Source organism: Agromyces neolithicus (genome assembly GCF_039529735.1).
In the GTDB taxonomy this organism is placed as follows: domain Bacteria; phylum Actinomycetota; class Actinomycetes; order Actinomycetales; family Microbacteriaceae; genus Agromyces; species Agromyces neolithicus.
The window spans coordinates 513,833-526,386 of the sequence record NZ_BAAANJ010000001.1 but is presented as its reverse complement, the minus strand read 5'-3'; the positions used below and the strand labels follow the sequence as shown (position 1 = coordinate 526,386).

Genomic DNA, 12,554 nt, shown 5'->3' with positions numbered 1-12,554 from the left:
ACACAGTCAGAAACCGGAGCGGGAGACCTGTGGGCCTACTGGACAACTTCGAGAAGGGTCTCGAACGTGCCGTCAACGGTGCGTTCGCCAAGACCTTTCGGTCGGGGCTGCAACCCGTCGAGATCACGTCTGCCCTCAAGCGCGAGATCGACACCAAGGCTGCGGTCGTCTCTCGCGACCGCGTGCTCGTGCCCAACAATTTCACCGTGCGCCTCGCCCCGGCCGACTACGACCGCATGACGGGCCTCGGCCCGGCCCTCATCGATGAGCTCGTCGACCTCGTGCAGAAGCACGCGGCGAGCCAGCGGTTCCAGTTCGCGGGCGGCATCACGATCGGCCTCGAGCGCGACGCCGGCCTCAGCGTCGGCATGGTGCAGGTCGATTCGCTGAACGTCAAGGGCCAGGTCGCGTGGACCCCGGTGCTCGATGTCAACGGCAAGCGCTACCCGATCATGAAGGGCCGCACCGTGATCGGCCGCGGCAGTGAGGCCGACATCACCCTCGACGACTCGGGCGCGTCACGCCGCCATGCCGAGGTGCAGTGGGACGGCACCCGCGCGCGCGTGCGCGACCTCGGCTCGACCAACGGCACCCAGCTGAACGGCAGCCCGGTGAAAGAAGCCATCCTCGAACCCGACGCGGTCATCACCATCGGCCGGTCGCGCATCGTGTTCCGGGTGCTGGCCCAGGCCTCGGGCGCCCCGAGCGACCCCCGGCGCGCCGACCCGGCGACCCAGCGCCACGACATGGGCGGGTTCTGGGGGCCCGGCGAATGAGTGAACTGACCCTGCTCGTCCTGCAACTGGGCTTCCTGCTGCTGCTGTGGGTGTTCATCTTCGCGATCGTGTACGCCCTGCGCAGCGACCTGTTCGGCCAGCGGGTGCGAAAGCTGCAGACCGAGAGCCCGGTGGCGGCCCCTGCCCCCGCGGCCTCGTCGTTTCCGAGCAGCCCGGCCACCGGTGTCCCCGCGGCGAACACGGCCGCTGTCGCGGCGCCGGTCGCGACATCCGCATCGAATGGCGAACTCGCGTCGAACGAGAACGCGTCGCGTCTCGTGATCACGAGCGGAACGAAATCGGGTGCCGAGTTCCCGCTCGGCCGCGACGAGATCACCATCGGCCGGTCGAGCGACTCGGCCATCATCATCCGCGATGACTACACGTCGACCCACCACGCCCGCATCATGCTGTGGAACGGCCGGTGGATGATCCAAGACCTCGACTCCACGAACGGCACGTTCCTCAACGGCTCCCGAGTGACCGTGCCCGTGCCCATCCCGCTCGGAGCCACCGTCAAGGTCGGAGCGACGACGTTCGAGCTGCGACGGTAGCCCATGGCGACGGTCAAGGCGAGCGCAGCGGTCTCGCACGTCGGGCGGGTTCGCTCGAACAACCAGGACTCCGGCTACGCCGGTCGACGGTTGTTCCTCGTCGCCGATGGCATGGGCGGCCACGCCGGCGGTGACGTGGCGAGCGCGATCGCGACCCGCCGCATCGCCGAGGCCGACGCCGACTACGACAGCGCCCTCGATGCGGGGGTCGAGCTCGAAGGTGCCCTGATCGCCGCCAACCGGCGCATCGCCGAGACCGTCGCCGACCACGCCGAGCTCACCGGCATGGGCACCACTGTGAGTGCGATGCTGCATCTCGGCGACCGGGTCGTCATCTCGCACATCGGCGACTCCCGCATCTACCTGCTGCGCTCGGGCGAGCTCAGCCAGATCTCGACCGACCACACCTTCGTGCAGCGCCTCGTCGACGCCGGCCGCATCACCGCCGACGAGGCCATGGTGCACCCGCGGCGGTCGGTGCTGATGCGCGTGCTCGGCGACGTCGAGACGTCGCCCGAGATCGACCAGATGGTGCTCGACACCCGCGACGGCGACCGCTGGATGCTCTGCTCCGACGGACTCTCGGGCGTGGCGTCATTCGACGAGATCCTCGAGATCATGTCGAACGGGGTGGGGGCCAAGCAGGTCGCCGACCGGCTTGTGAAGGCGTCGCTCGACGGCGGTGCGCCCGACAACGTCACCGTCGTGGTCGTCGACATCGGCGAGCCGGCCGCCCCGGCGACCCCGCCGCTCATCGTCGGCTCGGCCGCCGCCCCGCTCGCGTTCGACGCCGTTCCCGAACCGGTCCGGCCCCGGGGCATCCGTCTCACGCCGTTCCGGCCGCACCCGGTGCAAGAGACGCACTTCGAACCCGACTCCGAAGACTACTTCGACGAGATCATCGAAGAAGACGCCCGGCGGCGTCGGCGGCGGCGCTGGGTCTGGGGATTCTGGATCGTACTGCTGGTCGCGGCGATCGTCGCCGCATTCGCGCTCGGCTACCAATGGACGCAGACGCGCTACTACGTCGGCGAGTCCAACGGGCGCGTCGCGGTGTTCCAGGGCATCCAGCAGAACCTCGGGCCGCTGTCGCTGCACGAGTTGCACACCGAGACCACGATCGACGTCTCAGAGTTGCGCACGTACGATCAGCAGCGGGTCGAGCAGACCATCAGCGCCGGGTCGCTGAGCGAGGCGAAGCTCATCGTGCAGCGTTTGGAGGACTCCATTGAGTGACGTGACCGGGTCGCCGGTCGCCACCGGCACGCCCCCCACCGGTATTCGAAGAATTCGGATGCCCCAGAAGCTGCGCAATCTCGAATTCTGGCTGCTGCTCGTGGCATGCTTCATCAACGCCGCTGCCATCGTGCTGGTGCAGCTCGGTGCACTGCGACGCGTCGACACCCAGCTCGTGCTGCTCGGCGCCGGCCTCTCGGTGCTCGTCTTCGGGCTGCACATCGCAATGCGCTTCGTCGCGCGCGACGCCGACCCGTTCCTGCTGCCGATCGCGACCGTGCTCAATGGGCTCGGCATCGCCATGATCTACCGCATCGACATCGCCAACGGGGACTCCGGCTGGGAGAGCGCCGCGGTGCGGCAGATCGTGTGGAGCGCGATCGCGATCGTCTGCGCGATCGCGACGATCCTCGTCATTCGCAACCACCGGGTGCTCTTCCGCTACACGTATCTCGCGGGGCTGGTCGCGATCATCCTGCTGCTGCTGCCGCTCGTTCCCGGCCTCGGGCGTGAAGAGAGCGGGGCGCGCGTCTGGATCGGCATCGGCGAGATCGCCACGTTCCAGCCGGGTGAGATCGCGAAGATCGCCCTCGCCGTGTTCTTCGCCGGGTATCTCGTACGCAACCGCGACTCGCTGTCGATGGTCGGCACGAAGTTCCTCGGCATGAAGTTCCCGCGCGCACGCGACCTCGGGCCGCTGCTCGTGGTGTGGGCGCTGTCGATGTCGGTCATCGTGTTCCAGCGCGACCTCGGCACCGCGCTGCTGTACTTCGGGCTGTTCCTCGTCATGCTCTACGTCGCCACGAGCCGCGTCTCGTGGGTCGTGCTCGGCCTTTCGCTGTTCGTCGGCGGCGCGCTCATCGCGAGCCAGACGCTCGACTACGTCGGCAACCGCTTCGCCAACTGGCTCGACCCGCTCAATCCCGAGCGGTACGACCAGGAGTTCGGCGGCAGTTACCAGCTCGTGCAGGGCCTCTTCGGCCTCGCCAACGGCGGGCTCATCGGCACCGGGTGGGGCCAGGGTCGCCCAGACCTCACACCGGTGCCGCAGAGCGACTACATCATCGCGAGCCTCGGCGAAGAGCTCGGACTCGCCGGCGTCTTCGCCATCCTCGCGTTGTACCTGCTGTTCGTCGCCCGCGGGTTCCGCATCGGCTTCGCCGGCCAAGACGACTTCGGCAAGCTGCTCGGCGTGGGCCTCGCCTTCGTCGTGGCGCTGCAGGTCTTCATCGTCGTCGGGGGCGTGACCCGGGTCATCCCGCTCACCGGCCTCACGACGCCCTTCCTGGCGGCGGGTGGTTCATCCCTTGTCGCCAACTGGATCATCGTCGCCCTGCTCCTGCGGCTCTCCGACACCGTACGAAACCACCCGAGGCTGGTGATCGACGGATGAACCGGGAACTCAAGCGCGTCTCGATCATCGCGCTGCTCATGTTCGTCACGCTGCTGGTCTCGTCGACGATCATCCAGTACGTGCAGGCCAGCGCCCTCGCGGCCGACCCGCGCAACGCCCGCACCCTCTACGAGAGCTACTCGGTCGAGCGCGGTCCGATCCTCGTCGCCGGCACGCCGATCGCGTTCTCGCAGCCGAGTGACGACGACTACAAGTTCCAGCGCGTCTACGCCAACGGACCGCTGTATGCGCCGATCACCGGCTTCATCCCGGTGAACGGCGAAGCCACCGGGCTCGAGCGATCACTCAACGACTACTTGAGCGGCCAGTCGTCGAGCCAGTTCTTCGACTCGCTCAACCGCCTCATCTCCGGGCAAGACCCGATGGGGGCATCCGTCGAGGTCGCCATCGACGCGGTGGCGCAGCAGGCCGCGTGGGACGCGCTCGGCGGCTACACCGGCGCCGTCATCGTCACCGAGCCGTCGACGGGGCGCATCCTCGCGATGGTGACCAAGCCCACGTTCGACCCGAACTCCCTCGCCGTGCACGACACCACGCAGTTGCAGGCGACCTACGACGGGCTGCTCGCCGACCCCGGCGACCCGCTCTTCAACCGTGCCACCGGCGGCGACATGAACCCGCCCGGCTCGGTGTTCAAGCTCGTCGTCACGGCGGCCGCGCTCGAGTCGGGCGAGTACACCCCCGAGTCGACCTTTCCGAACCCTGCCGAGTTCACGCTGCCCGGAAGCACGTCGGTCGTGCGCAACTCGAGCGGCGGCACGTGCGGCGGCGGTGCCACGGTGACGCTGGCCGACGCACTGCGCCTCTCGTGCAACATCCCGTTCGCCGAGCTGGGCATCGAGCTCGGTGACAACGCGATCCGGGCGCAAGCCGAGAAGTTCGGCTTCGACAGCGAGTTCCTCATTCCCACCGCAACCGAGCCGAGCACCTACCCTCGCGGGCTCGACGATGCCCAGACCGCGCTGACCGCGTTCGGCCAGGGCGATGTGCGGGCGACCCCGATGCAGATGGCGATGGTGTCGGCGGCGATCGCCAACAACGGCATCGTGATGAACCCCAATCTCGTCGACCAGATCACCGCGCCGGACTTCACTCCGCTGCAGGAGTTCGAGCCCGCAGAGTTCGGGCGTGCGGTCAGCGAGCAGACCGCCGACACGATGGTGCAGATGATGGTCAACGGCGTCGAGAACGGGGCTGCGAGTAATGCAAGAATAGACGGCGTCAACGTGGCGGGTAAGACGGGAACGGCAGAGAACGGCGAGAATGACCCGTACACTCTCTGGTTCACCGGTTTTGCCCCCGCCGACAACCCTCAGTACGCAATCACGGTGCTCGTGGAAGACGGCGGAGGACTGGGTCAGGAGGGGTACGGCAATCTCATCGCCGCACCCATCGCAAAGCAGGTACTAGAGGCGGTGCTGAACAAATGAGACCGAGCGCAGGGCTCACCTTCGGGGGGCGCTACGAACTCCAGTCGCGGATCGCGATCGGCGGCATGGGCGAGGTGTGGCAAGCCACCGACCTCGTGATCGGTCGTCAGGTCGCCATCAAGATCCTCAAGGACGAGTACCTGGGCGACCCGGGCTTCCTCGAGCGGTTCCGCGCCGAGGCCCGTCATGCCGCCCTCGTCAACCACGAGGGCATCGCGAACGTCTTCGACTACGGCGAAGAAGAGGGCAGCGCCTACCTCGTCATGGAGCTCGTGCCCGGCGAGGCGCTCTCGACGATCCTCGAGCGCGAGCACGTGCTCTCGACCGACAAGGTGCTCGACATCGTCGCGCAGACCGCGTCGGCGCTGCAGGCCGCCCACGCGGCCGGTCTCGTGCACCGCGACATCAAGCCCGGCAACCTGCTCATCACCCCCGACGGCCGGGTGAAGATCACCGACTTCGGCATCGCCCGCATCGCCGACCAAGTGCCGCTCACCGCGACCGGCCAGGTCATGGGCACCGTGCAGTACCTCTCGCCCGAGCAGGCGTCGGGCCACCCCGCGTCGCCCACCACCGACATCTACTCGCTCGGCATCGTCGCCTACGAGGCCCTCGCCGGTCGCCGGCCGTTCACCGGCGAGTCGCAGGTGGCGATCGCCATGGCGCAGATCAACGAGACGCCGCCCGACCTTCCCGTCACGGTCTCCGAGCCGGTGCGCAACCTCGTCTACTCGTGCATCGCCAAGAACCCCGCCGACCGCCCGCAGTCGGCGGCGCACCTCGCGCGCGCCGCGACGGCCCTGCGCCGCGGCGACGTGCAGGCGGCAGCGGCCGCAGTCCCCGCGGTGCTCGGTGCCGCCGGCATCACCGCCGCGACGATGCTCATGCCGCAGCAGGGAGCGACCGCGGCCACGACCGTGATTCCCTCGGGCGTCCCGGGCGACGGTGAGCCGGGTGAAGGCGAAGAGGCCGAGAAGAAGAAGCGCAGCCCGTGGACGTGGCCGCTCATCGTGCTCATCGCCCTGCTCGCGATCGTGCTCATCGGCACGATCATCGCCTTCGCAGTGAACGCGGGCAACGAGGCGCCCAAGTCGTCCACGCCGTCGACGCCGCCCTCGACCGCGCAGACCCCGACGTCGCCACCGCCCACGCCGACTGAGACGACCCCGACGACGGCGCAGATCAACCCCGACGACTTCGTCGGGCTCTCGGTCGACGACGCGCGGGCGAAGCTCGACGGCCTCGGCATGGTCGCCAACGCGGTCGAAGGCAATGCCGCAACGGCGCCCGACCAAGAGGGCCTCGTCTACGCCGTGAACCCCACCGGGCCGGTTAAGATCGGCAGTGAAGTGACGATCACGTACTACGCGGCACCAGAGACGCCGGCGGCACCCGGCGCGGCACCGAACGTCGACCCGGTCGAGGTACGCAACGGCGAGGCGTTCACCGTCTCGTGGCCCACCGCGACCTGCCCTGCCGGGCAGACCCTGTCGGGTTACCAGGTCAACGTCGACGGTCCGGCCAACGCCGCTCCGCCGCTCGGGGCCGGCGCCACGAACGTCTCGATCACCACCACTGGCGAGGGCACTGTGAACGTGACCTACCAGTACTTCTGCGGTCAGCTCAGCTCGCCGTTCTCTCCCGCAGCCCCCGTCAACGTGATCGCCGGGCCCGACACCGAGTAGCCGAACCCGACGCCCGACGCCGACCGACGGCGCCAGTCGGCGAACACGATGAGACCCTGAGAGGAGCCGCGCACCGTGAGCGATGAAGGACGAGTCCTCGCCGGGCGATATCGCGTGGGCTCGCTCATCGGGCGCGGCGGAATGGCCGACGTGCATGTCGGCACCGACACCCGCCTGGGCCGCCAGGTGGCGATCAAGCTGCTCAAGCCGCAACTCGCCACCGACCCGGCGTTCCGCATGCGGTTCCGGCAGGAGGCGCAGTCGGCCGCACGCATGGCCCACCCCACTATCGTGCGCGTCTTCGATGCCGGCGAAGAGACCGTCGTCGACGCCTCGGGCCACGAGGTGCAGCTGCCGTTCATCATCATGGAGTTCGTCGAGGGGCGCCTGCTCAAAGACATCATCCACGACGGCCCGCTCGAGCCCGCCGCGGCGGTGCGGGTCATCGACGGCGTGCTCACGGCGCTCGAGTACTCCCACCGTGCCGGGGTCGTGCACCGCGACATCAAGCCGGGCAACATCATGATCACCACCACCGGCCAGGTGAAGGTCATGGACTTCGGAATCGCCCGCGCCGTCTCCGACTCGTCGACCACGGTCGCGCAGACCACCGCGATACTCGGCACCGCCTCGTACTTCTCACCCGAGCAGGCCAAGGGCGAGACCGTCGATGCCCGCACCGACCTGTACTCCACCGGTGTCGTCCTGTTCGAGATGCTCACCGGGCGTCCGCCGTTCCGCGGCGACACGCCCGTCGCCGTCGCCTACCAGCACGTCAGCGAGCGACCGGTCAAGCCGAGTGTCATCAACCCCAAGGTCTCGCCGGCGCTCGATGCGGTCGTGCTGCACGCGCTCGCGAAGAACCGCGACGACCGTTACCAGACCGCGGTCGAGTTCCGTGCCGACGTCGACACCGCGGCCGCCGGTCGCGTACCCGTCCACGAGAAGCCGACCGAATCGCAACTGCTCTTCGGAGCGCCCACCGCATCCCTCTCGAGCTCCGAGCTCGCGCTGCGCCAGCTCACTGAAGACGAGACGATGGCCCGCACCCAGCGACGTCCTCCGGCGATCTGGATCTGGTCGGGCATCATCGGCGTCGTCGTCATCGTCATCGCCGTCATGTACTGGGCGTTCAACCTGCAGCCCGCCGATGACCTGCCCTCGAACGCGCGCGAGGTGCCAGTGCTGACCGGGGTCGCGTACGAGGCGGCCGTCGAGCAACTCACGGCCATGGGGTTGACGGCGCAGCGCATCGACGAGACGAGCGACACCGTTCCGGCCGACCAGGTGATCGACACGGTTCCGGCCGCAGGCGACATCGTCGATGCCGGCACGGTCATCACCGTGCATGTCTCGACCGGTCGTGAGGCCGTGGCGGTCCCCGCGCTGACCAACATGACCCTCGCCGACGCGAAGGCCGCGCTCGAGGCCGTCGGCCTTGTTCCCGGCCAAGAGACACGCGAGTACTCGCCCACCGTGGCGGCAGACACCGTGCTGTCGACCTCGCCCGAGGCCGGCGCCTCGGTCGAGATGGGCTCCACGGTCGAGTTCGTGCTCTCGAACGGAATGGTGCTGCTCCCCGATCTCACGGGGCAGACATTGGCAGCGGCATCCGATTACCTGACGGCCGACAACCTGCAACTCACCCCGGTTCCGGTGCCCGACGCGGGGTGCCCCACCGCGCCGGGTTCGCCGATCACGCACCAGTCGCTTGCGCCCGGCGACGTGCCGCAGCACTCCGAGGTGCAGCTCACCTACTGCGCCGGCTGAGTCGCGGCGCTACGCCGTCGGGCGCACCAAAGGGTTGAGGCTCTGGGCCCGCTCGCGCGCCTCGGGCAGCCCGGCGACGGCGAGCCAGTTGCCGAGCATGCGGTAACCGCCCTCGGTGAGGACCGACTCAGGATGGAACTGCACCCCGTAGATCGGCGCGGTCACATGTCGAAGCCCCATGATGACGCCGCCCTGGGTGCGACTCGTCACCACGAGTTCGGGCGGCATCGTGCCGTCGACGATGGCGAGCGAGTGGTACCTCGTGGCGGTGAACGGCTGCGGCACGCCGTCGTAGAACGGGCTCGCGTCGTGCTCGATGCGCGACGTCTTGCCGTGCATGAGCTCTTCGGCGTTCGTGACGACCGCGCCGAACGCCTCGGCGATCGCCTGGTGGCCGAGGCACACACCGAGGATCGGTTGTCCGCTCGCGAGCGCAGCCTCGACGACGGGGATCGAGATTCCGGCATCGGCCGGCTTGCCCGGCCCGGGCGAGATGAGCACCGCGTCGTACTCGGCGATCGTCGCGGGCACGTCGGCGACGGCGATGTCGTCGTTGCGCACCACTTCGGTGTCGGCGCCGAGCTCGCGCAGGTAGCCGTTCAGCGTGTAGACGAAGCTGTCGTAGTTGTCGATGACGAGGATTCGGGTCATGGTCGCTCCACGGTGACGTTGATGGGGTTGAGGATCGCGTCGGCCCACGGGAACACGAACGTGAAGAGCGCGAAGACGACGGCTGCGGCGAGCACGAGCAGCAGGATGACCCGGAGCCAGGCCGGCCCCGGAAGAACACGCCAGAGTGCAACGTACACGGTCACACCCCCCAGCCGGCGACGATGTCGGCGATCTCGGCCGGCGCCCCGGCCGCGGCGGGCTGCCACGACTCCAGCACACCGTAGGCGATGACCCGCTCGTCGGTCGAGTACAGGGGATTGCAGCTCGTGAGCGTGATGATGCGGTCGGTCGGCGTCAGCTCGGGGTGGTGCGGCACGGGTGCGAGCACCTCCACGGTCTGAGGCGTCACGTACTCGAGGTCGTGGAAGCGGTAGGTGTACCAGCCGTGCTTCGTCTGCACGTAGATCGCATCGCCGAGCTGCAGTTGCTCGATCTCATGCATTCCCCCGCTGTAGGCGCTGCGGTGCGAGGCGATCGCGAAATTGCCGACCTCGCCGGGTGCCTGCGTTCCGGGGTAGTGACCGACGCCGAGGTCGGCACTGTTGAGCACGTCGAGGCCGGTGCCCTCGGCGATCGTGCGCTGCGAGTCGTCGCCGAACCGGGGCACGTACATCACCGCGAACGCCTCGGCGTTCGAGTGCCGCGTGGTGTCGACGACGGGCTCGATGGGCTGCTCGGGTTCGACAAACTGCGCGCGCGGCGTCGACACGCTCCCCCGGCCGGCCTGCTGTTCGCTCCATTGCGAGCTCAACTGCGAGGCGGCGCTCGACTGCTGCCCGGCTACGATCGCGTCGTTCCACCAGAGCTGCCAGCCGAGGAACAGCATGATCACCGCGCCGGCCGTGAGCAGCAACTCACCCAGCACACCGGCGACGCTCACGCGGCGACGCGGGCGCCGACCTTCAGGTTGCGGGCGGTCGGGGGGCAACCCGTCCAGTGGCCCACCAACGGCAGGCGGCGACACGGACATACGAGCGATTCTATGCCGCCCGGTCGAGACCGCCCGGTTGTGCTCGAGCCCCCGGCGAAAGCTCGCGGTGGGTGGGCACTGTTCCCTCGGCTAGAATCACCCGCATGGCACGTGCAAAATCATCGAAGCCCCAGCGCGCTGAAGCGACGAGCGGCGAAGAGGCTCCGAACCCGGTCTGGTTCAAGCCCGTCATGTTCGGCTTCATGCTGATCGGGCTCGCCTGGATCATCGTCTTCTACGTGAGCCAGGGGCGTTTCCCGATTCCCGACCTCGGCTCGTGGAACATTCTCATCGGCTTCGGCATCGCCTTCGTCGGCTTTCTCATGACCACTCGCTGGCGCTGACCCCGGCTCCTGCACTTCTCGTGCGGAGCCGGCGTCTTCGTGCGACGGGCGGGTGCTGCGGCATCCGCCCGTCTTCATGCGAACGCGATCATCTTGATCGAAGTTATCCACACCTGTGGAGAACCGACCGACCGCGGATGTCCCCCGAACTGGCGGGCAATTACACTGCTGTAACTCTCCCCAGCTGTGGAAAGACCTGTGGATAAGTTCTCCACTGTGGATAACTGAGGGTCTTTCAGAAAACGGGGAACACGAAGAACCGCAGGCTCAGCAGCAACAGCACGACGACCACGCCGGCCAGCAGCCACACCTGCAGGGCCTGGCGTGAGCGCTGACGGGTCTCGACGAAGATGAACCCAACGAGCGCGCCCACGACGAGGCCGCCGAGGTGCGCCTGCCAGGCGATGCTGAACCCGGGGATGAACCCGATGACGAGGTTGATGCCGAGCAGCACGAACAGCTGCGTCGTCTGCCCGCCGAGCCGCCGCTGGATCACGAGGAACGCGCCCATCAGGCCGAAGATGGCACCGGATGCCCCGACCACGCCCACGCGCGGATCGGAGAGCCAGAGCACGCCGATCGAGCCGCCGAGCCCTGAAATCAGGTAGAGCGCGAGGAACCGCCAACGGCCGAGCAGCCCCTCGAGCAGTTGCCCGAAGATCCACAACGTGTACATGTTGAGCAGCACGTGGAAGATCAGGCCCGTGGAGTGCACGAACACCGAGGTGATCATGCGCCACGGCTCGAGATTGCCCGGAATGGCGTACACACCCGCGTAGAGCAGCCGATCGGTGATCGCGAGTCCGGGGATGAGTTGCAGCACGAACACCGCGAGGGTGATGCCGATGAGGGAATACGTCACCACGGGCGCGCCCCGGTCGGCGGCGGCGCGGGCTCTCGTGAGCACCGCCGGCTTGGCGCGAGGCGCCGCGGCGCGCTGCTCGCGCATGCACTCGGGGCAGATCACCCCGACGGGCGCCGGTGTCTGGCATTCGCCGCAGATGGTTCGCCCGCAGCGTTGGCAGAGCACGAAGCTCGGCCGGTCTGGGTGCCGGTAGCAGGTGCCGGGACGATCGGGGGCGGCGTCGCTCACCTGGTGATCAGACCTGTTCGACGGTGATGCTCTCGATCACGACGTCTTCGAGGGGACGGTCGCGACCGTCGGTTGCGACCGAGGCGAGCTTGTCGACGACGGCCTGGCTCTCGGCGTCGTTGACCTTGCCGAAGATCGAATGCTTGCCCTGCAGCCAGGTGGTCGGGCCGACCGTGATGAAGAACTGCGACCCGTTGGTGCCGCGGCCACCCTGGATGCCGGCGTTCGCCATTGCGAGCACGTAGGGCTCGGTGAAGTCGAGCTCGGAGTTGATCTCGTCGTCGAACTGGTAGCCCGGGCCACCGACGCCCTGGCCGAGCGGGTCGCCGCCCTGGATCATGAAGCCGGGGATGATGCGGTGGAAGACGACGCCGTCGTAGAGCGGCTTCGTGGACTTCTCGCCGGTGGCGGGGTGCGTCCACTCGATCTCACCGGTGGCGAGGCCGACGAAGTTCTTGACGGTCTTCGGTGCGTGGTCGCCATAGAGGTCGACCTTGATCGGACCGTGATTGGTGTTGAGCGTCGCGACTGCGGTGGGAATCGGCATGCACACATTCTGTCACGGTGACCGGGGGCAGATTCGCGGATCGGAATGAAGGATTGCGACTCC

13 protein-coding genes are annotated in these 12,554 nt (G+C 68.1%); 8 read left to right on the top strand and 5 right to left on the bottom strand.

Translation table 11 applies throughout. The features are described from left to right. Positions 1 to 29: 29 nt before the first annotated feature. The 7 genes from ABD164_RS02510 (at position 30) to pknB (ending at position 8,865) form a co-directional block, all read left to right on the top strand. On the top strand, positions 30 to 776 hold the full coding sequence (locus tag ABD164_RS02510; protein WP_344293052.1) for an FHA domain-containing protein: 747 nt from the start codon (positions 30 to 32) through the stop codon (positions 774 to 776). Continuing rightward, positions 773 to 1,330, top strand: a complete 558-nt coding sequence (locus ABD164_RS02505; protein ID WP_344293050.1) for an FHA domain-containing protein FhaB/FipA — start codon at positions 773 to 775, stop codon at positions 1,328 to 1,330. Before ABD164_RS02510 ends, ABD164_RS02505 begins: the two co-directional genes overlap by 4 nt. A gap of 3 nt (positions 1,331 to 1,333) precedes the next feature. Further along, the gene (locus tag ABD164_RS02500) at positions 1,334 to 2,566 is read left to right on the top strand and encodes a PP2C family protein-serine/threonine phosphatase (protein ID WP_344293048.1); all 1,233 of its coding nucleotides are present in this window, start codon (positions 1,334 to 1,336) and stop codon (positions 2,564 to 2,566) included. 58 nt (positions 2,567 to 2,624) lie between these two features. Further along, entirely contained in the window at positions 2,625 to 3,959 is a 1,335-nt protein-coding gene (locus ABD164_RS02495) for an FtsW/RodA/SpoVE family cell cycle protein (protein ID WP_344293046.1), read from the top strand. Then, positions 3,956 to 5,410: a peptidoglycan D,D-transpeptidase FtsI family protein gene (locus ABD164_RS02490; RefSeq protein WP_344293044.1), complete on the top strand. Its 1,455-nt coding sequence runs from the start codon at positions 3,956 to 3,958 to the stop codon at positions 5,408 to 5,410. Before ABD164_RS02495 ends, ABD164_RS02490 begins: the two co-directional genes overlap by 4 nt. Then, positions 5,407 to 7,095 (top strand): protein kinase domain-containing protein, encoded by a 1,689-nt coding sequence (locus ABD164_RS02485; protein ID WP_344293042.1) that lies wholly within the window; start codon positions 5,407 to 5,409, stop codon positions 7,093 to 7,095. Before ABD164_RS02490 ends, ABD164_RS02485 begins: the two co-directional genes overlap by 4 nt. A 75-nt stretch (positions 7,096 to 7,170) precedes the next feature. Beyond that, a complete protein-coding gene (gene pknB / locus ABD164_RS02480; protein WP_344293040.1) occupies positions 7,171 to 8,865 on the top strand; it encodes a Stk1 family PASTA domain-containing Ser/Thr kinase in 1,695 nt (564 codons plus the stop codon). A gap of 9 nt (positions 8,866 to 8,874) precedes the next feature. On the opposite strand, the gene ABD164_RS02475 is transcribed toward pknB, so the two are convergent. The 3 genes from ABD164_RS02475 to ABD164_RS02465 are packed head-to-tail and all read right to left on the bottom strand — an operon-like array spanning position 8,875 to position 10,417. Next, on the bottom strand, positions 8,875 to 9,516 hold the full coding sequence (locus ABD164_RS02475) for an anthranilate synthase component II (protein WP_344293038.1): 642 nt from the start codon (positions 9,514 to 9,516) through the stop codon (positions 8,875 to 8,877). After that, complete coding sequence (locus ABD164_RS02470) at positions 9,513 to 9,680, bottom strand: hypothetical protein (protein WP_344293393.1); 168 nt, start codon at positions 9,678 to 9,680, stop codon at positions 9,513 to 9,515. The genes ABD164_RS02475 and ABD164_RS02470 overlap by 4 nt, the downstream gene beginning before the upstream one ends. After that, positions 9,677 to 10,417: a class E sortase gene (locus ABD164_RS02465; protein ID WP_344293036.1), complete on the bottom strand. Its 741-nt coding sequence runs from the start codon at positions 10,415 to 10,417 to the stop codon at positions 9,677 to 9,679. The genes ABD164_RS02470 and ABD164_RS02465 overlap by 4 nt, the downstream gene beginning before the upstream one ends. A gap of 185 nt (positions 10,418 to 10,602) precedes the next feature. On the opposite strand from ABD164_RS02465, the gene ABD164_RS02460 reads away from it, so the two are divergent. Continuing rightward, positions 10,603 to 10,851 (top strand): cell division protein CrgA, encoded by a 249-nt coding sequence (locus tag ABD164_RS02460; RefSeq protein ID WP_425545895.1) that lies wholly within the window; start codon positions 10,603 to 10,605, stop codon positions 10,849 to 10,851. 235 nt (positions 10,852 to 11,086) lie between these two features. Here ABD164_RS02460 and ABD164_RS02455 read toward each other — a convergent pair whose 3' ends face one another. Together ABD164_RS02455 and ABD164_RS02450 are read right to left on the bottom strand one after the other, a co-directional pair. Continuing rightward, the gene (locus ABD164_RS02455; protein ID WP_344293032.1) at positions 11,087 to 11,944 is read right to left on the bottom strand and encodes a rhomboid family intramembrane serine protease; all 858 of its coding nucleotides are present in this window, start codon (positions 11,942 to 11,944) and stop codon (positions 11,087 to 11,089) included. Between the two features lie 7 nt (positions 11,945 to 11,951). Then, positions 11,952 to 12,491, bottom strand: coding sequence for a peptidylprolyl isomerase (locus ABD164_RS02450; RefSeq protein WP_344293030.1), 540 nt, complete (start codon positions 12,489 to 12,491; stop codon positions 11,952 to 11,954). Positions 12,492 to 12,554 lie beyond the last annotated feature (63 nt).

What these genes read in the sequence shown, in the direction of transcription:
- ABD164_RS02505 (WP_344293050.1), top strand. Translation starts at nt 773, where the DNA reads ATGAGTGAACTGACCCTGCTCGTCCTGCAACTGGGCTTCCTGCTGCTG.
- ABD164_RS02500 (WP_344293048.1), top strand. Translation starts at nt 1,334, where the DNA reads ATGGCGACGGTCAAGGCGAGCGCAGCGGTCTCGCACGTCGGGCGGGTT.
- ABD164_RS02495 (WP_344293046.1), top strand. Translation starts at nt 2,625, where the DNA reads ATGCCCCAGAAGCTGCGCAATCTCGAATTCTGGCTGCTGCTCGTGGCA.
- ABD164_RS02490 (WP_344293044.1), top strand. Translation starts at nt 3,956, where the DNA reads ATGAACCGGGAACTCAAGCGCGTCTCGATCATCGCGCTGCTCATGTTC.
- ABD164_RS02485 (WP_344293042.1), top strand. Translation starts at nt 5,407, where the DNA reads ATGAGACCGAGCGCAGGGCTCACCTTCGGGGGGCGCTACGAACTCCAG.
- ABD164_RS02475 (WP_344293038.1), bottom strand. Translation starts at nt 9,516, where the DNA reads ATGACCCGAATCCTCGTCATCGACAACTACGACAGCTTCGTCTACACG.
- ABD164_RS02450 (WP_344293030.1), bottom strand. Translation starts at nt 12,491, where the DNA reads ATGCCGATTCCCACCGCAGTCGCGACGCTCAACACCAATCACGGTCCG.